Below are 22585 nucleotides of genomic sequence, written 5' to 3' on the forward strand. Positions count from 1 at the left end.
TGGTATGTGGTGGAACTTCATCGGCCGCACCGGCGACGAGATCCTCCAGGCCCGCAACGACTGGGAAACCGGCACCCGCTTCGGCCAGGTCCACGGCTACGACGGCGCCCGCCTCCGCGCCCCGGCCCTGCCCGACATTCCCCTCAAGGCCCGGGGACGGGAGCGCTGACCTGCGCAGACGCGGTACAGGTGGTGTCCGGCTGCACGCTGGCGCCAGGTCCTTGATCCCAGGAGGGGGCGGAAACCGCAAGGTTTGATCGGACTGATGCTGACACTTTGCTGACCTATCTGACCGCAAATCAGGTTCTGTGATGATGGGCAGGCCGCGGTTGTGTGATTCCTGGCCGGGCAGGGGCAGGGGCAGGGGCAGGGGCAGGGGCAGGGCCGCCGACCGCGGCGGGACCCCGTCGGACTGGGTGATGCCCCGGGGACGCTCTCGACGTTGGCGACAGAGAGGTTGCCGATGCCCCGTTCGACCAGGGCCCAGCTGCCCTCCGACGCTGGTCCTCCCAGCCGTGTGCGAGCGAACCTCGCTCCAACTCGCGCTCCAGCCCAGCGATCTGCCGCTCGCCGAGCCTCGGGCGACCGGGTGGGCCCTTCGAAAGGACCCCGGCCTCGCCGCGCTCACGCCAAGGCCGGCGCCAACGCTCCACCGACCGCTCGCCCACCCGCGGCGCGGTGGCGACCTCCCGGTTCTTCTTCCCGCCCTCGAAGCGTGCCACGGCGTGCAGCCGGATCCGCTCCCGCGCGGCCATTGGCCGGGGGTAGTGGCCGTGATGGCCGTCCTCGTGTGCGGCACGGCCATGGCGATGCCGCACGCTCCCGTCGCGGCGCCTCACGGCGAGCAGGGCTTCACGCGCGGCCTCGCCATGTTCACGGTTCCGGCCGGGGTCACGCAGATGACCATTCACCTCTGGGGCGCGACGCCAGCGCCTCGGCCCGGCCCTCGGGCCACAACCGGTGCCACTGACGGGCCGACTTCCCGCTCACCCGCAGGCGCCGGGCCACCTCCGTCGGTCTGACCTCCTGCTCGAACAGCTCGGCCGCCTGCATCCGCACCGATTCCCGGCGCAGCCGTCCCGCGGCGGCCATCCCACCCCCATCCGCATATCTCACACAACCTCGGATACGGCCACCACAACGCGCTCATCAGGCAAACCGGGACAGTTCACCCTGGCACGCCGAAGTCAGTAGGCTCCTCCCGTCGGCGTCAGGTGCGGTCGACACGGCGGGCGTTGACGCCGTTGGCTTCGAAGTCGTAGACGAACTGGTTGATCCGCAGTCCGTCGACGGCCCCGACCCACAGGTAGTCGCGGCCCTTGCTGACCGCGGCCGTCAGGATCGTGGCGTCGTTGCCGCCGTCGTTGAGCGACCGCTTGACGTCGGTGAAGCTGCACGGAGTGGCCTGGGTGCAGGAGGTCTCGCCGCCCGTCAGGTACCACGAGCCGGTCGTGGTGGCGTCGAGGTACGGGCTCCAGCGGTTCAGGGAGGCGACCGGGACGGCGTCGGGCTGCCACACCAGCACCGAGTAGTTGTCGCTCTGGGTGCCGCCCAGGTTCGGGTCGATCTCGAACCTGATGTTCGGCAGGTTCCTGCCACCGCCGTAGCCGACGTTCTCGGTGGTCTGGAAGACGTGGAACCCGACCTCGTCCAGGTCCTGCACCGACTGGCCGAAGAAGTCGACCTCGTTGCCGAAGTCGACCTTCTCGGCGCCCGGGGTCTGCGAGGTGGCGGCGTCCGCCACCTCGATGCCGAGGCTGCCGTTCCCGTACGGCGGCCTGGAGTTGTCCCCGGTTGCACCGTACGAACCGAAGGGACCGTTGCGCAGGGCCGCGACGGGGGAGCCGATGGTGTTTCGGGTGATCACGCCCCAGTTCTCCGACCGCGCCCCGTCGGTGGCCTGCGTGACACCCGCGAGCACGGACGCGATGAAGTCCGTGATCGCGGACGTGAGCGCGCTCTCGTCCGGGACCGTGACCGCGTTCGCGGTCGCCCCTCCCGGGACAGCCGAGGCGACGACCGCGGCCAGTGCGGCGACCCCGAGGACCATTCCACGGCGTGTGCCGAAGCGAACCTTCACAGCTCTTCCTCTCCGATGAACCCGACACGCGGGCCACGGCCCGCGCCTGCCGGTGCGATGCGGCCGCCGAGGTACGGCGACAGCGGTGACTGTCCTGCGCGCAGGAACGCGCGCTCCGCCCTGTCCAGGCGTGCCCTTCGAAGGCGCGTCTGGACGGGCAGGCGGCGGGCCGGGGGCTGATGCCCTCGCGCGGCTACCGGACCCGACCGACACCCGTTGCCCTGCGTGATCACCGTGACACGCGGCGATGAGCGCCGCACCACGGATGAGCCGTTCGCGAGGAAAGCGCCACACCGGCCACACGGACGCCCCGCCCGCACGTCCAGACTGTCGGGGTGCTCCGACCCGGTATGTCCATAACAGACCGGAACCTTGGCTGACCCGCATCAGGAAGGAGCCGAGGCTGTTCACGGTCAGCCGCCTGATGTGCCGCGGGCCGGGCGTGAACGCGCCAACTGCGGTACTTCGCAGCGTCGCCGAGGAGCTGAACCACGCCGGCTTGCCGAGTGGCCGCTGATCGCGGGGCCGTCGTTGCCCAGCAGATCAAGGCGCGGGGTCGGGGAGGATCTCGGTGGCGTAGCGCTCCATCAGCTCGGTCGCGGGTTCCGCGATGCTGAGCTGCCGGACGGGCGGGGCGGATCCGGGCTCGGCCGGGGTGGCGTCGGCGAGGAGGAGCTCCTCGATGCCACCCGGAGTGAAGAAGAAGATCATCTTGGCTGCGTGGTAGCCGCGGTTGCGGAAGGCGTGCCGGGTGCCGTGCGGGACGAAGAAGAATCCGCCGGGCCCGGCGGTCACGGTCTCGTCGCCGTTGCGGAACTCCAGCTCCCCGGAGATCACGTAGAACGCCTCGTCGTGGTCGTTGTGGACGTGCGGCGCGGGTCCGCCCTCGGGCGGCACCGTCGCCTCCAGGAACGTCAGCGCCCCGTTGGTCTCCCGGCCGCCGACCTTGAGGGTGTAGGTGTCAGGCCGTCTGCCCCTGCCCGCTGGGCACGTTAGACCGCGTTGCGCCTGGTGTACCGGGGGTCCGTCGCGTAGGGACCGATCAGGCTCATGGCTGCTCCTTCGTTGCCGAGCGGAGTATCCTAGCGATCGTTATTAAACTATTCCGCGCCCGTGGGCACGTGTCAACAGCACCGTCGACAGGCTGAGCGAGAACCCCGCACTCCGCGGGGTCACCGCGCCCCCGGTCGGCGGAAGAAGGGCAGGGGAGATTCATGCCGGGTGGTCGGCCTCGCGGCTACGACTCCGAACTCGCGCTGGAAGCGGCCATGCTGACCTTCTGGGCCCGGGGCTACGAGGGCACCGCCATGGCCGAGCTCACGGCGGCCATGGGGATGAGCGCCCCCAGCATCTACGCCGCGTTCGGGGACAAGGAGGCCCTCTTCCGGAAGGCCGTCGAACGCTACATGGCGGGGCCGGGGGCCTATCTGCAGGCAGCCCTCGACCAGCCGACCACCGAGGCGCTGGTGCGCACTCTCCTGCACTCTGCCGTGGAGGCGGTCGCCGGGGAGAGCACCCCGCACGGCTGCCTGGTCGTGCAGGGCGCACTCGCCGTGAGTCCTCGCTCGGCCGAGGTCCGGAAGTACCTCGCCAGGCTCCGGGAGGAGGGGGTGACGTGCCTGGCCGACCGGCTGAGGCCCTTCTCCGCCGCCGACGGCCTGCCTTCCGGCTCTGACCCCTCGGCCCTCGCGCGGCTCCTGGTCGCGCTCGTCCAAGGGCTCGCCGTTCAGGCCGCCTCGGGTGTGCCGCGTGAAGCGCTCCACGCCGTCGCGGACCAGATGATCACCTGCTTGCCGCGTCGGGCGGATTGAACCCGCGGACGTCGGACGGCAACGGCCCGACGCGTCGGCGGCACCAACTCAGCTGTCGACCGTCGACCGTCGACCGTCGCTACCAGCTGGGCTGCGAGGTGCCGCGTACGCCAGAAGTCGGTCGGCGAAGACACACTCAAGGCCACACGCCGTGTCGAAGACGAAGTGGAGCTATTGTCAAATCCTGTGGATGACCTGACAGCCCGACGGCCGGTCGATCAAGCAAGCGGCTTGCGGTAGCGGACGTACTCGTTCTGCCGCCGGAACCCGACACTCTCGTAAAGGTCGTAGGACCGGTGCGGGTTTTCCGTGCCCGTGAACAGCCGGGCGGTCGTTGCGCCCTGCTCGCGAAGGCTCTGCAGCCCGTCCAGCAGTAGGACCCGGCCGATTCCGAGGCGTCGCTGGTCCGTCCGGACACTCAGCTCTTCCACCTCGCCCACGGTGTGGTCGTGACGGCGGATGGAGCAGAGGGCGACGCCGACCATGTCCTGCCCGTTCCAGGCAGCCCTCCAGCATGCCGGGTCGGCGGTGTCGACGAAGTCCTGGAAAGGCCATTTCTGAGCGAAGCCTGTGTCCGCGTACGAATCGACGACCGTCCTCCAGGCTGCACGGTAGTGGCTTGTCCCGATCGGCCCCGTCCGTATCCCGGCCGGCAGTCCGCTGCCCGGGTCGGGTACCTGCTGCAGATCGCCCAGCTCCAGCTCGACCAGGCTGAAGACACGTCGGTAGCCGGTTGCGCGCAGCAGCGCCGTGGCGTCCTGCTCGGAGGCCATGGCGTTCGCGCCGATCACTGCCGTCCGCGCCGTTCCATGCTGTTTGACGAGCTGGCGGATCCGCTCTTCGGCCCAGCTCACCATGGCTGAGCCGATGCCCTGGCCGCGATGTTCGGGCAAGAGGGAGCCGCGGTGCAGGTACAGCCACGTATCGTCCCGCTCCTGCCACCACCGGATCGTCGAGTAGCCGACGACGCTCCCGTTGAGCACCACCAGGATCTGGTTCTTGGACGGCTCCTCCAACTTGGCGGAAGCTTCGGCGATCTCGGCCGCTGTCGGGAGCCCTTCCACAACCGAATGGACATCGACCCGGTCCCGTTCAACACATCCCAGCCGCACCGCAGCCATGGCGCCGTGGTCTTCGTCGCCGCGATACGGCCGGAACCCGAAGCCGGCCGGAAGGTCCTGTCCTGCCATGCCATCCAACATGACCGGATGTTCTCGGACTTCGAGGCAGGTCCGCCACCCTATTCACGCCCGCGGTCGTCTGCGGCCGTTCAACGAGCTTGCCGCGTTCGAAGCGGGCCCCGGCGCGGACGAGGGCAACGAGGCGGGGTGCATTCACGGCTCGCCAGCGGGCCTGGGCGGACTCGACGAGCTTGAAGACCATCGCCAGGGCGGTGACCCGGGATCCGGCGCCCTTGGTGACCTTCGTCCGCAGACGGACGTTCGCGAAGGTCGACCGGGGACGGCACAGGTCCGCATAGCAGGTGGCGGGCTGGGCGTGGAACTCCGCCGCGTCGAAGTAGCCGGTCCAGGCCGGACGTCGTCGCTGGCGGCAGAGCGGGCCATCTGGGTTTCGGCTTCGGCGAGCAGGCGTTCGCAGGCGCCTCGGTTGTTGCAGGCGGCTTCGGCGCGGGCCTGTCGCAGCAGCATGGCCCGGGCCCTGGCGGCGCGGGCGAGCGCGAGCGCGGCGCCGGTGAGGCCGTGGTCGTAGCACTGGTGGCTGAGCGACTTGAGGATGTTGGCGCCGAGCGCCCGGTCGCCGGCGGTGTCGGCCGCACGCAGGCCGGTGGTCCAGTACCGCTGAGCGGCGCAGTGGAATCCGGCGTCGAAGCTGGCGAAGCCGGCGAGGCGGGCGAGTTCAGCGGCGAGGTGCAGGAGGCGGGCGCGTGCCTACCTTCTCGCCAGGTTCAGGCGGTAGCACCTCCCGCGCAGCGGGGGAGGCTCATCCCGACCTGGTATTCGTCCGCGCCGCTGCACCCGCGAATGGCTCGAGCGTGCCCTGGAGCGAACGGAGTCGGCTGCACGTTTCAGGGTGTCTCCTCCGCGAGTGTGCCGCCGGATGGTTGCCGGTCGCCCCCGCCGGTAGTTCCGGTGAGCGTCGTGGTCCGGAGCACCGGCGACGCCGCCAGCATCACCAGGACCAACAGTTCCAGCGTTCCGCTGGCTACGAACGCGGTCCCGAGCCCCGCAAGGTCAGCGACCAGTGAGAAGAGCAGGTACGACACGGGCGTCAGGCCTATGGATGCGAACCCGACCACGCTCATCACCCGGCCGATGTAGTCCCGGTCGGTGGTGACCTGGACGAGGCCAACGAGCAGCGCACTGGCGGGACCAAGGGTGAGTCCGACCAGCCCCGACGCGACCGAGATCCACAGGGCGCTGCCGATGAACCCGAGCGCGACGAGCAGCGGGATCTGAACGGCCACCCAGCCGAGGGCCACCAGGGCCGGGCGCCGGGCGAGCCGGGCGACCACGACGATCCCGGCGCCCACCATCGCGCCGGCGCCGAAGCTGCCCTCGAACAGCCCGAACTCGGTGGCCGACCACCCGTGGTCCTTCACCAGCAGCGTGATACCGACGTTGAACGACGACATGATCGCGAAGTTGAGGCAGGCAATGGCGACGATCAGCGTCCGCAGCACCGGATTCGACGCGATGTACCGGAGCCCGCCGGTTCCGGTGCCGAGGGCGCCGGAGGTCCCGGTCCGACGTCCGGGCAGTCCGGCTCGCAGCAGGACGGCGAGGGCCACAGCGAACAGCAACGCGCACCCCATCGCCCCCACAGAGACTCCGCCCACCGCGATGAGCAGCCCGGAGAGGGGAGCGCCGACGACCGACGCCAGTCGGGCAACCGTCTGCAGCAGCCCAGCGAGTCGGGGCAGTTGGTCCGGCTCGGCGATCAGTGCGGGGGCGGCTTCCAACGCAGGGATGTTGACCGCGTCGATGGCACCGAAGACCAAGGCAACGACCAGCAGGACGATCCAGTTGTGCGCCACGAGGCCGATCACGCCCATGGCGGCCAGCGCCAGCATGGTCAGGATGCGGCCGGCCTGGGTCACAGCGGCGAGTCTCTGGATGCCGTAGCGGTCCACCAGCGTGCCGCCCAGCAGCATGAGCAGCGCCCGTGGAACAGTGCCGACGCTGAGCAGAAGGCCCGCGACCACCGGTTGCCCGTACTGTCCGGCTGTCCATCCTAGGATCGGCACCCACATCTGATCGCCCACCATCGAGGCGGTGTAGCCCCCGAGGAAGCGCCGCACAGGCGGAGCGCCGATCGCCTTGAACCGGCTCACCCGACGGGTCCTCCCGTGGTCTCCGCAGGCAGCGTCCTGAGGACCCGGTACTGCAGCAGGTCCGCGACTCCCGTCCGGACCTCTTCCACCGGCCGGCCAGCTCGCCGGGCGAGCTGTTCGACGGTGGCGGGCTCGACAAGCCTGGGCACCAGGTCGGCCAGGTTCGCATCGACCGCCGGGTCGAGCGAGTACTCGAGCCGTCCTCGCCGCAATAGGTAGACCTTCCCCGACCGTTCCGCCCCGTGTTCGCGCATCAGCCGGATGTCGGCCTCAAGCGCGAAGCTGACGCCCGCCGGGACCGCCACCCGCGCAGCATCGACACGTCCGGCGGCAGTCTCGGGGGCAGAGCCACCTGGGCCTGCCGTGCCGACCGGCGCTGACGCCCCGAATCCCGGGTGGGGTTCGCCCTGCCCGGTGAGCACAACCTCCAGCGCCCCGAGCGACAGCAGCCGCAGGAGCCGTTGAACGCCGTCCCGCTGGGGATGGCGAACCGCCTCTCGGATGGCCCTTCTCAGCGCGTCCGGGTCGAGGACGCCGGCGGCGATGGTGCCGGAGGTGGCGAGTTCCACGAAGCTGTTCTGGCCGCGTTCCAGCAGGTTCGCGAGGGCGGCCAGGCCCGTCGAACGGGCGGCACCGGCGTAGAACGGGACTTTGGGGCGGTCAGCCAGGTCGTCCGGGACGAAGCCGCGCACGGCTCGGCGCAGGATGGCCTTGTCGTCGAAGAGCCTCCCGCGCAGCGCGGGAGGCACCGCGAGCGAGAAGTCGACCAAGTCGACGTCCAAAAACACCGGGCGGCTCTCCAGTCCGTGGGCGGCCGAGGTCCGGTCATCGCACAAGCAGTTGTAGAGCCGCAGGTCGTAGAGCTTGCGATCGATGTAGCCTCGGTAGAGGTCGGTCGAGGGGCTCTCGACCAGCTCGGCGAGCCACGAGGTCCGGAGGCAGCCCTCGGTCACTCCACGGCTGATCTCGGAGACGGCCCCAGGGGCGGCGTTCAGCAGGGTCCGGCGGCGGCGCTCGTCGAGGCTATCGACGAATCCCTGCCAGTTCCGTCGGCCAGGCGGGGCAAGTGCGGTGGTGTAGCCACCGTTGAACTCGTCGCTGCCCTGCCCGGACAGCACCGCCTTCGTCGGGTGGCTGTTCTCCGCGATCGCCCTGGACATGAGCAGCCGGTAGAGGAAGCCCGGGTCGGCCAGAGGCGTTTCGGTCTGCCAGAGGATCTGCTGCCAGTCGTCGACCGAGAGGTCCCGCTCGGTCTCGCTCGCGTCGACCCAGTGGAGCGGAAGGCCAAGGTGATCCGCGGCCCGGGCGGCCGCCCGGAAGTCACCGGTCTCAACGCTGGTCGGGCTCAGGACCGTCCAGAGGCGGATGTCACGGTGGCGGGCTGCCAGGGCCGCCACCGCGACGGAGTCGATCCCGCCGCTGAGCTGGACGACCGGCGGCTGGTCGGCCATGCAGGCCCGTGACACCGCTTGGTCGAGCAGGGACTGGTACCGCTCGACGTAGGGGGCGGGGTCCTCGTTCAGTTCCCCGCTGTCCTGGAACCCCGGCTGCCAGAACCGCCGCGTGGTGACGCTTCCCGTGTCGAGGTCGATGTTCACGGTGCTGCCCGGGGGAACTTCGCGCACCCCGTCGAAGTACGTCCGGGCTTGGTCGGCCGAGTAGTGCGACACCAGGCTGAAGTGGGCGTCCTGCAGGGCGAAGGCCCAGTCCGGTGCGCACGGGACGGCCCCTGGAGTGAAGAGGGCCTTGAGCTCGGAGGCCACGTACAGACGGCCGTCGCGGACGGCGTAGAACAGCGGCTTGATGCCGAAGTGGTCACGCGCCAGGGTCAGCTTCCGTTCCCGCTCGTCCACGCCGACGACGGCGAACATCCCTCGGAGCGCGCCGAACAATGCCGGGCCGAGCACGGGCAGCAGGTCGTGAACCACCGAGCAGTCGGAGCCGTCGGTCGCCGGGCTCGCCCAACGCTTCCGCAGCTCACGGAAGTTGTAGATCTCGCCGTTCACCACCGTGACGTGCGAGAATCCCTCTGCGACGAATGGCTGCGCGCCGCTCTCCTCGGCGAACACGGCCAGCCGGTTGAAGGCTAGTGAGTAGGTCGGCCGGCGGAGCAGCGCCGTGCCGTCCGGCCCCCGGCTGTGCTGCCGCTCGCTCATCCGCGCCACTATCCCGTGGTCTTCCGGCCGGGCGGGGCGATCGCCCAGCAGGAAGACCCCCGCTATCCCGCACATGCACCGTCCCCTTCCTTCCGTAGCCCCAGCCCCCGGCCATACAGGTCGAGGCGGCCCGGCAGGTTGAACTTGTACGACGGGCACGGCATCGTGCCCTCGCGCCAATGCTTGGGGCAGCCGCCGCCGCAGATCGGCAGCACCCGGCATGACCGGCACGGCGTCTCGGTTCCGGCCTCGACGCCGGCGTGCCAGTCGTCGAACTGGCCTGCCGGCCGGCGTACCTCCAGCGGGAGGATTTCGACGTTCCCGAGCCGCGTCCCCTCGTAGCCCGGGACGAGCGGTTGCTCGGTGCAGGAGAACAGGCCGCCGGCAGCGTCGATCACCTCGCTGGAGGGATCCACCGCCACGCAGACGATCGGCTTGGTGGTGGACGGGAGCAGTGCGTGGTTGAGTCCGGCACGGGCGAACTCCTCGAACCACGAGAGCTCGATCTCCGCGTATCGCTGCTTGGTGACGGTCAGTTCGGTCACGTCGTTCCCCCACGTATGGATCACCGTCGGATAGAACGAGATTCGGCTTCCGGCCAGGCCGGCCGCCGCCATGGCGGCCGCATACTCAGCCGCCATGCCGGCGTTGGCCGCGCCGACGTTGGTGCGGACGGTGACATCGAGCCGGGCCAGGTCCGGGTCGGCGGCCGTCTCCCCCAGCATGCTGACCACCCGGTCGAAGCTCCGCCACCCCCCTTTGAGAACACGGGACTTGTCGTGATAGTCCCGCGTGCCATCGAGGGTCACCTCAAGCTCCGTGAGCCCGTACTTTAGGTGGAGGTCGCGCAGCTTCCGGTGGCTGAGCAGCGATCCGTTGGTGACCAACTTGCTGGTGTACCCGCAGTTGCCCTCGGCTGCAACGTCGAGAAACGCCGACGCGAGCCTGCGCAGGATGTCGTAGGCCATCAGCGGTTCCCCGCCGAACCAGCCGATGTGCAGGTGATCGGTCCCTTCCGCCGCCGCGGCCCGGCGCACCCGTTCGACCAGGCGCTCGGCGCGCGCGGCGATCGTGCGCTTCTCGTGCTCCTGCCCGCAGTACTCGCAGGCCATGTTGCAGTAGTTGGACGGCATGACGACGAAGGTCCGGACCCGGCGTTCACGGACCGCTCGCTTGCTCGCCCGCACGGCGTCCAGCGCCTCGTCGGCACCTTCGGGGACGAGCAGGCCGAGCGCCAGCAACTGGTCGGCCGTCGGCCCGTCAAGGCCCTCCGCTCCGCCGGTCAGCAGGACGTCGGCGATCCGGGCATCGAGCACGTACGTACGGGCCGTCGAGGTCAGGCAGGCGATGCGCACGGAGATCCCGTCCGCGTTACGGAACGAACCCTCGGAGAAAATCAGGTAGCGGCTGGCCCGCAGTTGCACGGCTCCTCCAATCCGTTGCTCACGGTAGATTCAGGTCGACAGGAAAGGAACCGCCCCGAGAATCGGCCACGCCCCTCTCTCGTTCTGCAGTTGGTGCCGCGCTGTCCGACTGAACAGCGACAGCGCGGCACCAACCCAATGAGCACCGGCTTCCCGCTCGGTTCGGCGCCTGCTTTCAGCAGGTCAGCAGATGCCGTTACCGGCAACCGCGACGTCGACGTCCTGCTCCTCGCTGGTCACGTCCTCGATGATCATCCGAAACACCTCCTCGCTTCTCCGATGGAAAGCGGGGGCAAACGGGCCGGCAGATGGTTCCGACTTCCCGGATCCTCCGCCACCCTCCCCCGGTGCGTCCAGCCTGCCATCCCGGGAGGAGGCCGACCATTGCCTCTTTAGGTAGGAGGCGCGGCGCGAGGTCAGGTCTCGCACCAGCACAAGACGCTGGCCGCGACAATGCCTGCCTGAAGGCGGGAATCGAGGCGGAGCTTCGTCATGACAGCGGTCATATGGGCTCTGGTGGTGCGCTCCGCAACCCCGAGCTCCCGAGAGATCTCTCGATTGTCCATGCCCATTCCCAGCAGCCGAAATACTTCCGACTCGCGGCCCGTTAGATCCGAAATCAATTCAAAGCAGGAGCGGACGTGCGGTGGCGTGGACAAAATCGGCCACACATGACCACAGGGTAATGGAGCAACATTTTCCACGATTCCCCTCCAAGCAGAAACCCCCATCACAACCCGGACGCCGGCCGGGATCGGCGCTCGGAAATCTCTGACCTGTCTGCCTGCCACTGCAATTCACATCAGTAACGAACAGTGATCGAATGATTACTGTGATCCATCGAGAACGAACCTAAGCGAACAGCGCGATCGACGTCAACGGCTACCATTCAGTAATATTTGACATTGCTCTAGACTCTGCGGAACCGCTGCCGCCCTCACCGAACAGCGGGAGGGCGGACGCATTCGGTGCGGTCCGTCCGCAGGCGGTGGGGTCGGAAGGGGTGGTGCCACTGCCCGGAGGCGTCGCGTGCGGTGCAGGCCCATCCCTTCACCACCACCGGCTCGACCAGGACCTCTCCCGTGCGGGTCTGTGGGCGGCCGAACGAGACCTCGCCGGTGAAGGTGACGGCGATCAGCTCGCCGTCGATGTCGCCGGGCGGCAGCACCGAGGCCGCTGCGGCGGTGTCGGAGAACGCCCGGGTGAGGTCAGTGCCGTGCCGGCAGAACACCCGCGCCCGGGGGCCGGTCGCGCAGACGGTCTTCCAGCCGTCCTTCCCTGGACTGACGTATGTCTCAGCGGCAGGGGCACGCGGATCTCCGGGCGGGGGCGCTCCGCCGGTCGCCCGTGCCCCTGGACTCGGGCACGGCAGCGTGCTTGACTCCCAATCACGAGGGGGAGCGTGGTCCCGGCGCCCCGTCGGTCGGCGGGTGAGGCAAACCCCCGGCCCGGTCCGGGGGTTCAGCGGATGGTGCGAGGTGCCCTCGGGCGGCGAGGGTTGGGGCCATGATCACCCGCAAGTTCCTGCTCGCCGCCCTGCTCCTCCCGCTCGGCGCCCCCCTGGCCCTCGCTCCGTCCGCCTCCGCCGCCGCCCCGCCCGCCGCGTCCACCTCCGCCGACGCCGCCGCCTTCCGCTCTCCCGAGGCGGCCCTCGAACGGGTGGCGCACCCGCTGCGCACCACCGAACCCCGCGGCGGCCTGGCCGACCTGCGTCCCTTCGGACGGATGGTCGGCGACGCCACGGTGGTGGGCGTGGGCGAGGCCACCCACAGCTCGCACGAATTCGTCACCGTCAAGCACCGCGTCTTCCGCTACCTGGTCGAGGAGAAGGGCTTTCGCACCTTCGCCTTCGAAGCCGCCTGGAGCAGCGGCCTGCGGATCGACGCCTACCTCACGCGCGGTGAGGGCGACCTGAAGCAGATCATGGACGAGGAGTTCCAGGGCACCTACCGGTGGTGGAACAACGCCGAGAGCCGCGACCTGCTCCAGTGGATGCGCTCCTACAACGTCCAGCACCCCGACGACCCGGTGCACTTCGTCGGCGACGACAACGGCTTCGCCGGCCCCGGGCTGTACGACAGGGTGAACGCCTACGCGGCCGCGTCCAGCCCCGAACTCGCCGCGCAGATCGCCGAGCTGCACCGGGGCCTGCGGCCCACCACCAGCGCCGACACCTACGTCAACGACTACTTCGCGAAGCCGCTCGCCGAACGCAAGGAACTCGCCGAACGGACCGGCCGGGCGGTGGAGCTGCTCAGGCAGCACCCCGGTGCCGACGCCGACGCGCACGCCTGGGCCCTCCAGCACGCCACCGCGATCCACCAGATGACCACCCTGTACGCCTTCGACTGGGACGACCCCCAGAACATCCCCGCCGCCATGCTCTATCGCGACCGGACCATGGCGGACAACGTCGCCTGGTGGCAGCAGCGCACCGGCAGCAAGATCATGATCTCCGCCCACAACACCCACGTCGCCCTCAAGACCTACGCTCCCGCCAGCCACCCCCGCGTCCAGGGCGAATTCCTGCGCGAGCAGCTGGGCGCCGGCTACCTGAGCGTGGGCCTGACCTTCAACCAGGGCACGTTCAACGCCTTCAACCATGACGGCGTCCCGGAGCGGTTCACCGCCGCCCCCGCCGCCCCGGGCACCGCCGAACACACCCTCGACAAGGTCCGCTACCGTGACTACGTCGTCGACCTGCGCAACACCCCCACCGCGGCCCGCACCTGGCTCGCCGCACCCCACACGATCAAGAACATCGGCGCCACCTACCCCGGAATCGCCGACGCCCCCCAGATCCGCCTCGCCCAGACCCACGACGTCCTCATCCACCTCCAGCAGGTCCAGGCCGCCCACATGCTCAACTAGGTTCCGCCCGGTCGATCATGTGCGGAGCCAGACAACAAGGGCGGCTGCGGTGACCGTGCCGAGGTGGACGTAGCCGCGTTTGTCGTACCCCGTGGCCACCGTTCTGGCGTGCTTGAGCTTGTTGATGGCCCGTGCTCACGAGACGGGCGGCCCGGCTGTCGGGCAAGTCCTAGCCGCGATCGCCGCCAACCCAGCGGCGCAGGCGATGTTCGAGGTGCTCACCAAGACCAACCGCTTCGCCCTCATCAGCCGGGTCAATGCCGGCAAGTAGGCCGAGACACGCATCCGGAAGACCGCCGAGTGCGTGGCGATGCTGGTCCGGCACGAGACGGTCCACCCGCAGCGAGCCAAGCCGGCGGACCCGTTGATGTCGTGACCGGGCGTCTGCCTGGAACGGACAAACCGTGCCATTGAGCGGAACTGTTCTCGAAACTATGTCTCGCCCGCTCCAAGAAGCGTGAAGGTCCCCGCTGGTGCGCGGTCAGCCGTATCGTTCGACGAGCGCGTGGCCGATCGAGGCCAGCTGGTCTCGGACACCGGGAGGGCCGGTCACCTCGAGCCATTCGCCCAGTCCGGAGAGCTCGCCGGCGAGCAGGTACTCGTTGTGGCCGCGGATCACGACCTCGATGCGGCCGTCGGTCGTGGAACCTCCAACGTCGAGCCGGCCGCCGAGCGCCATCCGGAGTATGTGTATCCCATGGGGCAGGCATACCGCCTGGATCTCCAGCGGCGTTCGTTTGCGGTCGACCTCGTCGGCGATCTCGGACCAGCTCTGGGCGAGGTCGAAGTCCTCGGGCCGGTGCACGGGATCGTCGGTCGGTTCGGCGGACGACACGCGGTCGATCCGGAACGTCCGTCGGCCGGTCTCGGTGTTGGAGACGAGGTACCACACCGAACCTTTGGCGACGATGCCCAGCGGGTGGACGGTTCTCCGGGTGTCGGCGCCTTTGCCGTCGACGTAGCCGAGCCGCACCTGAACGCCTCGGATCACCGCGTCCTGGAGTTCGTCGAGGAAACGAGGCGGCCGGTGCTCGACCCGGCTCGCCCCCCATTGTTGCGGGTCTATGACCAGCGACGACGCTGCTGCCTCGGCCTGCAGTCGGAAGGGCTCCGGCAGAGCGTGGACGAGCTTGCGCAGAGCTGTTTTCACTGCCGGCGTCGCAGCCGAGGCCGGACCGACAGCCAGGAACAGGGCGCGGACCTCACTGGCGGTCAACCCGGACAGGTCGGTGCGGGCGCCGCCCACGAGGCGCCAGCCGCCGCCGCGGCCCTGCACGGAGTACACGGGCACCCCGGCCGTGGCCAGGGCGTCGAGGTCGCGGCGGGCGGTGCGCTCGGAGACCTCCAGCTCTCGGGAGACCTCTGCTGCTGTCACCTGCTCGCGTCGTTGCAGCATGAGGAGGATGGCCACCAGCCGGTCGGTTCGCACGTCGGCAAAACTCTCACATAAACCGGTCATGGGGTGACCGGTTTCGGGCAGCAAGATGGCGACATGACCTCACCGAGGAGGTCGACCGCTAGCGAATGCCCCCGGAGGGGAACGTCAATGTTCAATCCAGCCGATTTTCCCAAGCCCACCCTCATCCCGGTCAACGGCGTGGAACTCGAAGTCTTCGAAGCAGGCCGAGCGAACGCGGGAAAGGCCGTCGTGCTCTGCCACGGCTGGCCGGAGCACGCCTTCTCCTGGCGCTACCAGCTGCCCGCCCTCGCCGCAGCCGGCTACCACGTCATCGCACCGAACCAGCGAGGTTACGGCAATTCGTCCCGCCCGGCCGAGGTGACGGCCTATGACATCGAGCACCTGTCGGGCGACCTCGTCGCACTCCTCGACCACTACGGATACGAAGACGCCACCTTCGTCGGCCATGACTGGGGCGCGTTCGTCGTCTGGGGAATGACTTTGTTGCATCCGAACCGCGTAGACAAGGTGATCAATCTGAGCCTGCCTTACCAGGAGCGCGGAGAGAAGCCCTGGATCGAGTTCATGGAAGACGTGCTTGGTGGCGACTTCTATTTCGTCCACTTCAATCGGCAGCCAGGCGTCGCGGACGCCGTGTTCGAAGGCAACACCTTCCAGTTCCTTCGCAACCTGTACCGGAAGAACGAGCCCCCCAGGGAGCCTCGGCCGGGTATGGCGCTGATCGATCTCGCCAGGGCCGGAACGCCCCTCGGTGATCCCGTAATGAGCGACAGCGAACTGTCCGTTCTCGTCTCCGCTTTCGAATCATCAGGGTTCACGGCCAGTATGAATTGGTACAGAAACTTGGACCGCAACTGGCGCCTGTTGGCACACGTGGACCCGATCATCCAACAGCCCACCCTCATGATCTACGGCGACCGCGATGTGGTTGCGAGGGCTGAAAGGCTGGAAGAATTCGTACCGAATGTGGAAGTGCTCAGTCTGGATTGCGGCCATTGGATCCAGCAGGAGAAGCCGGAAGAAACGAACCAGGCCATTCTCAAGTGGCTGGACCAACGGGATAACGCATAAGCTTGCCGTCTAACTCCCGGCCCCGAGGTGGTCGGCTTCGGCTGGCTGCGCTTCAAGGCATTGATGGATGTGGCCGGTCCAGGAGCCGGGCGACGTGGACTCCTCCCACACGACCTCGAAGACAGTCCCGTGGAACTCGCGTCCCCGTTCGCTCAGCATCGCGGCAGCGCGTTCCTTGGCCTGCTCGGCGTCCTCGACGGGGACGTCGGGCAAGTGTCCGCAGACAAACCCGCCGTCCGAGGTGATGAGGCTGTGGCGCCAGCCATGCGGGGTCGCCAGCAGGATGATGTCCTTCGGTGTGCCGAACGGAGCCCGCTTCCGTCCCTTATCTCTTTTCATGTGCTCATTCAATCGGACCGATTGAAGCGCGGGACCGTCGGTCAGACCCTCATCCCGTTCGTCGGGGTTGGGTTCGGTGCCCCTCTGGTGGTGGGCGGACCGGGCGTAGGCCTCGCCGGTGGCCGGGACTCTGCCCACCTCGTAGCGGACAGCGGGCCGTTGAATCTTCGAGCCGGCCGAGCAGGTCGTGTTGCTCGGCCGGGCCCTGGTCCGTGAGCTGAGCTTCGAGGAGGTGGCCGAGCAGATCGTGCAGCAGGAGCTCAGTCAGTTCATGGACGCCGACTTCGTCGGTGCTCTGCTGGAGCTGATGGTGGGAACGGTCGGCGAACCGGCACTGGCTGCGAACGACACTGTCGATAAACTGACGTTCACCGCCGAGGCGACGGCCGACCCGGCCGTCGCCACCGCGACGGCAACCCGCTCGCCGGCCACCTCGACGCGGCCGACAGCGTCGGATTCCTGCTCGACCTGCTCTTCGCCCTGGACCGCCGACCGCGCCCCTACAACAAGTACCTGGCCTGGGAGCTGGACCGGTTCCCGCTGCCCGGCTGGGAGAGCGCCGCGCTGCTGGACACCGTCGCCCGGATCACCGCGACCGGCGAAGTGGCGCCCCAGCAGCGGCTCTTCGCCCGGGTCGAGGCGGCTGCCCGGGCCGCCGGCCACGCGGCCGTGCTGGAGGCCTGGGGCGAGGACCTGCTACTGATGCGGCCCCACCCGGACGCCCCGGCCCACCAGCCCTCCTGACCCGGGCCGACAGTCGGATCGGGCAGAGCTGTTCAGAGCGTCCGCCGAATCGTGGCGAGCCAGTCGGTCAGCAGGCTGTTGACCTCGTCGGGGCGTTCCTGCTGGATCCAGTGGCCGCAGCCTTCCAGGAGGTGGGAGGCCGACAGGCGGGGGAGGGTGACGGGATAGGCCTCGATGGCGTCGGACATCCAGGTGGTGGAGGCGTCCAGGGCGCCGCCGATGAACAGGGACGGCTGCTTGATCGGAGCTCCGCGGTGCGGGGCGAGGTCCTCCCAGTCGCGGTCCATGTTGCGGTAGCGGTTGAGGGCGCCGGTCAGGCCGGTGCGCTCGAACTCCCCGGTGAAGACGTCGAGGTCCTCCTCGCTCAACCACGCCGGGAGCGGGCCGGCGGGGAAGCGGTCGCACAGCTGACGGCCCGGGGCGACGAAGTGGGGGTCGGGCTCGCCCGCGGCGGGCATGGTGTCGGCGGACAGGGCCGCGTAGAAGCCCGCGAGCCAGCCCCGGACATCGGGCTCGATCTCCGCCTCGGCCCGGCCGGGCTCCTGGAAGTAGGAGACGTAGAACTCCTGCTCGGGGCCGCCGATCCGGGCGAAGACGTCGGTGGGGCGGGGGCCGCCGGGCGGCGCGTACGGGACGCTCAGCAAGCCGACCGCGCGGAAGATCCCGGGGTGGAGCAGAGCGGAGGCGGCGGCGATGTTGGAGCCCCAGTCGTGGCCGACGATCACCGCGCTCTCCTCACCGAGGGCATGCACGACGGCGACGTTGTCCTCCACCAGGTCGAGCATCCGGTAGGCGTCGATCGCGGCGGGCTTGGAGGACCGGCCGTAACCGCGCACGTCGATCGCCACTGCCCGGTACCCGGCCGCGGCGAGGGCCGGGAGCTGGTGGCGCCAGGAGTACCAGGACTCGGGGAAGCCGTGTACGAGCAGGACCAGCGGGCCGGTGCCCTGCTCTACCAGGTGCAGGCGCCCGGCAGGGGCCTCGACGGTGCGGTGGCGGAGTGCGGCGGTCGGCTCGGATCGCATGGCGGGCTTCTCCTCGGTTCGCGGGCGGGTGGCGGGAACCCTTTGATCATGCGGCGCCGCGGCCGTTCGGCGCGATCAGCGTTGCCATTCTGGCAAGATCGCAGGACAGGGCGGTGCAGCCGCACGACGGGGAGGAACGGGGACGGTGGCAGGTGACGACGTGGCCCGGACGCTGGCGGCGATGGGGCCGCGGCTGCGAATCGTGCGCGAGCGCCGTGGCGTCACGCTCGCCGAGGTGAGCCGCGCGACCGGCATCTCGCCCAGTACGCTGTCGCGGATCGAGACCGGCCGGCGCAAGCCCACCCTGGAGGTGGTGCTGCAACTGGCGAAGGAATACGGGGTCGCCCTGGACGAGTTGGCCGGCACCGCACCCACCCCGGCTGCCGAGCCCCGTACCACGGCGCCGCACGGCTTCGGCGACGACAAGGCGGTGTTGCCGCTGACCCGGTACGTCGGTGGCCTGCACGCCCACAAGCACGCCCTGCCCGCCGTCGCGGAGCCGCCTGGGCGGCCCCGACAGGTGTCCCACGAGGGCTACGAGTGGCTGTGCGTCCTGTACGGGCGGTTGTGGCTCGCACTCGGCGACCGGGACCTCGTCCTGACTGCCGGGGAGGTCGCCGAGTTCGACACCCGCATCCCCCACGGAGTCGCGAACGCCGGATCCGCCGGACCGGTCGAGTATCTGATCATGTTCGGGCCCCAAGGAGAACGTCCACGGCTGCGCACCCCACCGGCCGTCGGCGGCCGCCACTCGGCGTAGGCGTCCGGGAAGCCGGAAGCCGGAAGCCGGAAGCCGGAAGCCCTGGCCGAGGCCGCCGACACGCTGGGCGGCCTCCTCGAACAGCCGGAGGAGGACAGCGCTCCGCGCTTCGGACGCGCTACCGCTTCCTGACCGGCGGGCCGGGGCACCCCTGGGGGATGCCGGCCGGGGCGTCGGCCTCGGGCGAGCCGGTCCGACCGCGCTCCAGGGCGCCGCTCCCGGCTGGGGATCCGTCCGGGAAATTCATATAGATGACTTTGGGGGGCCATGTGGACCCGCCATGGTCGGGGCATGAACTACCAGTACACGCTGCTCCACCTGACCGACGTCCACGTCGTCGCCGAGGGCCTGTTGCACGGCTCGGTCGACTCCCGGGCCGCTCTGGGCGCCGCGCTGGAGGCCGCCGTCGCCTCCGGCCGGGACTTCGACGCGATCATCCTGTCCGGCGACAACACCGACCGCGGCGACGAGGCGTCCTACCGCCTGCTCGGCCAGGCGGTGGACGCCGCCGCCGCGAAGCTGGACGCCCGCGTCGTCTACGCGGCCGGCAACCACGACGACCGCGGCGCCCTGCGCGCCGGCCTGCTGGGCCAGGAGCCCACCACCGAGCCGTACGACCACGTCACCGCCGTCGGCGGACTGCGCATCGTGACCCCGGACACCTCGGTGCCCGGCAGGCACCACGGCGAGCTCGACGACGGCCAGCTCGACTGGCTGGCCGCGCAGTTGGCCGAGCCGGCCGAGCACGGGACGGTGCTGGTGCTGCACCACCCGCCGCTCGGCGGTCTCATCCCCGGTTTCGAGGACCCGCGGCTCGGTGCGCACATCGACCTGCGCGAGCCCGAGCGCCTGGCCGACGTGGTGCGCGGCAGCGACGTGCGGCTGATCCTGGCCGGTCACACCCACAGCGCCGCGTCCGGGCAGCTGGCCGGGGTGCCGGTGTGGGTGGGCCCCGGAAACGCCTACGCCGCCGACCCGCTCGCCCCGGCGGGCGTCGTCCGTTCGGTGCCCTTCCAGGCGTGCACCCGGGTCGACATCACACCCGAAGGCGTGCGCACGGTACTGGTCCCGCTGCGCCAGGAGCCGGCGGTCTACGAGCTGCCCCTGGAGCAGCTGGTCTCCCACCTGGGCGGGCACTGACCGCGAAGCACGGCGCCGGCCGGCGCCGTCCCGGAGGACGCTCCGGGGCGGTGCCGGCCGGCGCGTCTACTCGTAGTGGGTGGTGAAGGCCACCAGAGCACCGCGGCAGCGCCGCACGACGCGGCACAGCGGCTCGCCGTCGCACACGATCAGCCCCTCGCGGACCAGGACGGGCGCCCCCGGGTCCGTCCCGAGCGCCTCCTGGTCGTCCGGGCCGGCCAGATCGGCGGAGACGGTGTGGCTGCGGTAGCGGAAGTCGTGGCCGAGCCGACGCAGCGCCCCGAGCACACCTTCCTCCGGAGCCCAGGCGAGGCCGTCCAGGCGCGGCGGCAGCGCGTAGCGGCTCGCCACGGCGGGCAGACCGTCGATCCGCAGCAGCGTCGCCACCTCGTAGACCTCGTCCCCGGTCAGTCCCAGCTGCCGCGCGGCCGCGGGGTTCTGGCGCAGCGCGGCGGAGCGCGGCTCCTCGCCGTCGGTCAGGTGCGCGGCGATCGCCTCGATGCTGTCGGGGGAGTGCCGGCGGGTCTGCGGGTCGACGGCGACCTGGATGCGCCGCTGGAGGACGCGCACGTAGCTGCCGCTGCCGTGACGGGTCTCCACCAGGCCGCCGGCGCGCAGTTCGACCATGGCCTGGCGGGCGGTCAGCCGGTGCACGCCGTACTGCTCGGCGAGCGCCTCCTCGGTGGGAAGCCGCGAGCCGGGCGCGAGGTCACCGGAGTCGATGCGGCGGGCCAGGTCACGGGCGATCGCGCGGTAGCGGGCTTCTCGGGGCACGGCGACACTCTACGACCCCGGCCCTCCGGCGAAGATCACGGCCGGGGCTCTGTCCCGGCCCGTCGCAGTGTTCCCGAGCCGTTCACCCGGACGTCCCCCACCAGGCCTGATGGCACCTCTGCCAAAAGTCATATAGATGACTTCATGAACCTCGTGAACTTCCGCGACGTGGCCTCGACCGCCGGACCGCACCTGCGCGCCGGACGCCTCTACCGCAGCGCCCAGCGGCTGCGCACCGCCCTGACGGCCTGACCGGACCGGAGCACCGAACCCATGACCACCGCGAACGCCCCCACGCCCACCGTCGCCGCCCCGACCCCCACCGCCCAGCACCCCGCCGACCCTGCCGCCCCGCGCCGGGGCCTGACCGTCCTGATCGGCCTGACCGAACTCTGGTACTCCGCCGCCGTCTCCCTGCCCCTGGTCCTCGGCCTCAGCCAGCGGATCCAGGAACTTGCCCCGCACGACAAGACCACCGTGCTGGGTCTGGTCACCGCCCTCGGCGGCGTCACCACCATCCTCGTCACCCCGGTCGCCGGACACCTGTCCGACCACTGCACCGGCCGCTTCGGCATGCGCCGTCCGTGGATCCTCGGCGGGGCGCTGGTGGGCCTGGTGGGACTGCTGCTGCTCGCCCTCGCGCCCGACACCGTGACCCTGGCCGCCGGCTGGGTGGTCACCGTGGCCGGCTACCAGAGCCTGGTCTCCGCCCTCACCGCCGTCGTCGTCGACCAGTACCCGCCGCAGCGGCGCACCCGCGTCGCCGGGGCCTTCTCGATGTGCAACCTCGCGGGCGTCGTGCCCGCGATGGTCCTCGCCTCCGCCCTGCCCGGCCGCGTCACCCTCCAGTTCGCCCTGTGCGGATCGCTCGCCCTCGCGGCCGCCGCGCTGCTGTGCCTGAAGCTGCCCGACCGGCGCCTGGCGGCCGGCGAACGCCCCCGGGCCGGTCTGCGCTCGGTGGCCGCCTCCCTGGTCGTCCTGCCGCGCGGAGCGCGCGACTTCCGGCTGCTGTGGACCCAGCGCCTGGTCGTCAGCTTCGGCTACGCGATGATCTCCGCCTACTCCTTCTACTACGTCCAGGCCCGTCTGCACCTGAACGCGACCGAGGGCATCGCCCTGGTCGGCACCACCACCATCGTCACCACCGCCGCCTCCGGCCTCGCCGCCTACCTCGCCGGACGCTGGGCCACCCGTCTGGGCCGGGGCCGCCCCTTCCTGCTCTGGGCCACCGTGGCGATGGCCGCCATGCTGGTGCTCAAGGCGCTCACCGCCGACGTGTCGATGGTCTACCTCTACAGCGTCGTCTTCGGCGCGGCCCTCGGCGCCTACTACACCGTCGACCTCGGCATGGTCACCCAGGTCCTGCCCGACGAACGCGACGCCGGCCGCTACCTCGGTTCCTTCGCCATGGCCAAGAACCTCTCCATGGCCATCGGCCCCGCCCTCGCCCCGGCCTTCCTCTCGCTGGGCCGCGACCCGGTCTCCGGTGGCGACAACTACCTCGTCCTCTTCCTCGTCTGCGGCCTCACCACCCTCGCCGGCGCCGCCCTCGTCCCCCGCCTGCGCGTCCGCTGAACCCGACCCCGGGGAACCCCGGCCCCGTGGCCCGGCATCCGGACCTCGACCGGCGAGCTCTCCCGCCGCCCTCCACCTCATGACGGTCGGCCCGCCGAGCCTT

General features: G+C 70.1%; 19 protein-coding genes and 6 pseudogenes. 9 read left to right on the forward strand and 16 right to left on the reverse strand.

Annotated elements, in window-relative coordinates; genetic code table 11:
• Positions 1 to 4: 4 nt before the first annotated feature.
• Positions 5 to 169 (forward strand): annotated as a pseudogene (locus ABTX81_RS06135) (pirin family protein); the annotation flags it as partial.
• A gap of 328 nt (positions 170 to 497) precedes the next feature.
• Here ABTX81_RS06135 and ABTX81_RS39605 read toward each other — a convergent pair.
• The 4 genes and pseudogenes from ABTX81_RS39605 to ABTX81_RS06155 form a co-directional block, all read right to left on the reverse strand.
• A pseudogene (locus tag ABTX81_RS39605) lies at positions 498 to 755 on the reverse strand (helix-turn-helix domain-containing protein); the annotation flags it as partial.
• 154 nt (positions 756 to 909) lie between these two features.
• Positions 910 to 1116, reverse strand: a pseudogene (locus ABTX81_RS06145) (helix-turn-helix domain-containing protein); the annotation flags it as partial.
• 94 nt (positions 1117 to 1210) lie between these two features.
• Complete coding sequence (locus ABTX81_RS06150) at positions 1211 to 2050, reverse strand: hypothetical protein (RefSeq protein ID WP_350541857.1); 840 nt, start codon at positions 2048 to 2050, stop codon at positions 1211 to 1213.
• A gap of 573 nt (positions 2051 to 2623) precedes the next feature.
• Positions 2624 to 2977: a cupin domain-containing protein gene (locus ABTX81_RS06155; RefSeq protein WP_350541859.1), complete on the reverse strand. Its 354-nt coding sequence runs from the start codon at positions 2975 to 2977 to the stop codon at positions 2624 to 2626.
• Between the two features lie 371 nt (positions 2978 to 3348).
• On the opposite strand from ABTX81_RS06155, the gene ABTX81_RS06160 reads away from it, so the two are divergent.
• On the forward strand, positions 3349 to 3891 hold the full coding sequence (locus ABTX81_RS06160; RefSeq protein ID WP_350541861.1) for a TetR/AcrR family transcriptional regulator: 543 nt from the start codon (positions 3349 to 3351) through the stop codon (positions 3889 to 3891).
• 218 nt (positions 3892 to 4109) lie between these two features.
• Here the strand turns inward: ABTX81_RS06160 and ABTX81_RS06165 are convergent, their stop codons facing one another.
• From ABTX81_RS06165 to ABTX81_RS06195, 8 genes and pseudogenes are all read right to left on the reverse strand, one after another.
• Complete coding sequence (locus ABTX81_RS06165; RefSeq protein WP_350541863.1) at positions 4110 to 5093, reverse strand: GNAT family N-acetyltransferase; 984 nt, start codon at positions 5091 to 5093, stop codon at positions 4110 to 4112.
• A 61-nt stretch (positions 5094 to 5154) separates the two neighbouring features.
• A pseudogene (locus ABTX81_RS06170) lies at positions 5155 to 5397 on the reverse strand (IS256 family transposase); the annotation flags it as partial.
• Positions 5398 to 5435: 38 nt separating this feature from the next.
• Positions 5436 to 5765: pseudogene (locus ABTX81_RS39610) on the reverse strand (NsdA family TPR-like regulatory protein); the annotation flags it as partial.
• Positions 5766 to 5917: 152 nt separating this feature from the next.
• A complete protein-coding gene (locus ABTX81_RS06175) occupies positions 5918 to 7183 on the reverse strand; it encodes an MFS transporter (protein WP_350541865.1) in 1266 nt (421 codons plus the stop codon).
• Entirely contained in the window at positions 7180 to 9414 is a 2235-nt protein-coding gene (asnB, locus tag ABTX81_RS06180) for an asparagine synthase (glutamine-hydrolyzing) (protein ID WP_350541867.1), read from the reverse strand. Before asnB ends, ABTX81_RS06175 begins: the two co-directional genes overlap by 4 nt.
• The gene (locus tag ABTX81_RS06185; RefSeq protein ID WP_350541869.1) at positions 9402 to 10763 is read right to left on the reverse strand and encodes a radical SAM/SPASM domain-containing protein; all 1362 of its coding nucleotides are present in this window, start codon (positions 10761 to 10763) and stop codon (positions 9402 to 9404) included. Before ABTX81_RS06185 ends, asnB begins: the two co-directional genes overlap by 13 nt.
• Before the next feature lie 416 nt (positions 10764 to 11179).
• On the reverse strand, positions 11180 to 11494 hold the full coding sequence (locus tag ABTX81_RS06190) for a helix-turn-helix domain-containing protein (RefSeq protein WP_350542243.1): 315 nt from the start codon (positions 11492 to 11494) through the stop codon (positions 11180 to 11182).
• Between the two features lie 206 nt (positions 11495 to 11700).
• Entirely contained in the window at positions 11701 to 11994 is a 294-nt protein-coding gene (locus ABTX81_RS06195; RefSeq protein WP_350541871.1) for a hypothetical protein, read from the reverse strand.
• A gap of 275 nt (positions 11995 to 12269) precedes the next feature.
• Here ABTX81_RS06195 and ABTX81_RS06200 point away from each other — a divergent pair, with 275 nt between their 5' ends.
• Positions 12270 to 13634: an erythromycin esterase family protein gene (locus tag ABTX81_RS06200; protein WP_350541873.1), complete on the forward strand. Its 1365-nt coding sequence runs from the start codon at positions 12270 to 12272 to the stop codon at positions 13632 to 13634.
• A gap of 91 nt (positions 13635 to 13725) precedes the next feature.
• Entirely contained in the window at positions 13726 to 13905 is a 180-nt protein-coding gene (locus ABTX81_RS06210) for a YdeI/OmpD-associated family protein (RefSeq protein ID WP_502892713.1), read from the forward strand.
• Positions 13906 to 14115: 210 nt separating this feature from the next.
• Here the strand turns inward: ABTX81_RS06210 and ABTX81_RS06215 are convergent, their stop codons facing one another.
• A complete protein-coding gene (locus tag ABTX81_RS06215) occupies positions 14116 to 15063 on the reverse strand; it encodes a helix-turn-helix transcriptional regulator (protein WP_350542245.1) in 948 nt (315 codons plus the stop codon).
• Positions 15064 to 15180: 117 nt separating this feature from the next.
• Here ABTX81_RS06215 and ABTX81_RS06220 point away from each other — a divergent pair, with 117 nt between their 5' ends.
• Positions 15181 to 16125 (forward strand): alpha/beta fold hydrolase, encoded by a 945-nt coding sequence (locus ABTX81_RS06220; RefSeq protein WP_350541875.1) that lies wholly within the window; start codon positions 15181 to 15183, stop codon positions 16123 to 16125.
• Between the two features lie 9 nt (positions 16126 to 16134).
• Here ABTX81_RS06220 and ABTX81_RS06225 read toward each other — a convergent pair whose 3' ends face one another.
• Entirely contained in the window at positions 16135 to 16476 is a 342-nt protein-coding gene (locus tag ABTX81_RS06225; RefSeq protein ID WP_350541877.1) for a hypothetical protein, read from the reverse strand.
• Between the two features lie 390 nt (positions 16477 to 16866).
• On the opposite strand from ABTX81_RS06225, the pseudogene ABTX81_RS06230 reads away from it, so the two are divergent.
• Positions 16867 to 17208 (forward strand): annotated as a pseudogene (locus ABTX81_RS06230) (hypothetical protein); the annotation flags it as partial.
• Positions 17209 to 17240: 32 nt separating this feature from the next.
• Here the strand turns inward: ABTX81_RS06230 and ABTX81_RS06235 are convergent.
• On the reverse strand, positions 17241 to 18233 hold the full coding sequence (locus ABTX81_RS06235) for an alpha/beta fold hydrolase (RefSeq protein WP_350541879.1): 993 nt from the start codon (positions 18231 to 18233) through the stop codon (positions 17241 to 17243).
• Positions 18234 to 18378: 145 nt separating this feature from the next.
• On the opposite strand from ABTX81_RS06235, the gene ABTX81_RS06240 reads away from it, so the two are divergent.
• Together ABTX81_RS06240 and ABTX81_RS06245 are read left to right on the forward strand one after the other, a co-directional pair.
• Complete coding sequence (locus tag ABTX81_RS06240; RefSeq protein WP_350541881.1) at positions 18379 to 18993, forward strand: helix-turn-helix domain-containing protein; 615 nt, start codon at positions 18379 to 18381, stop codon at positions 18991 to 18993.
• 291 nt (positions 18994 to 19284) lie between these two features.
• Positions 19285 to 20133 (forward strand): metallophosphoesterase, encoded by an 849-nt coding sequence (locus ABTX81_RS06245; protein ID WP_350541883.1) that lies wholly within the window; start codon positions 19285 to 19287, stop codon positions 20131 to 20133.
• Between the two features lie 66 nt (positions 20134 to 20199).
• On the opposite strand, the gene ABTX81_RS06250 is transcribed toward ABTX81_RS06245, so the two are convergent.
• Positions 20200 to 20907: a GntR family transcriptional regulator gene (locus ABTX81_RS06250; protein ID WP_350541885.1), complete on the reverse strand. Its 708-nt coding sequence runs from the start codon at positions 20905 to 20907 to the stop codon at positions 20200 to 20202.
• A gap of 273 nt (positions 20908 to 21180) precedes the next feature.
• On the opposite strand from ABTX81_RS06250, the gene ABTX81_RS06255 reads away from it, so the two are divergent.
• Entirely contained in the window at positions 21181 to 22482 is a 1302-nt protein-coding gene (locus ABTX81_RS06255) for an MFS transporter (RefSeq protein WP_350541887.1), read from the forward strand.
• Positions 22483 to 22585 lie beyond the last annotated feature (103 nt).

This window comes from Kitasatospora sp. NPDC097605 (genome assembly GCF_040302725.1).
Taxonomy (GTDB): domain Bacteria; phylum Actinomycetota; class Actinomycetes; order Streptomycetales; family Streptomycetaceae; genus Kitasatospora.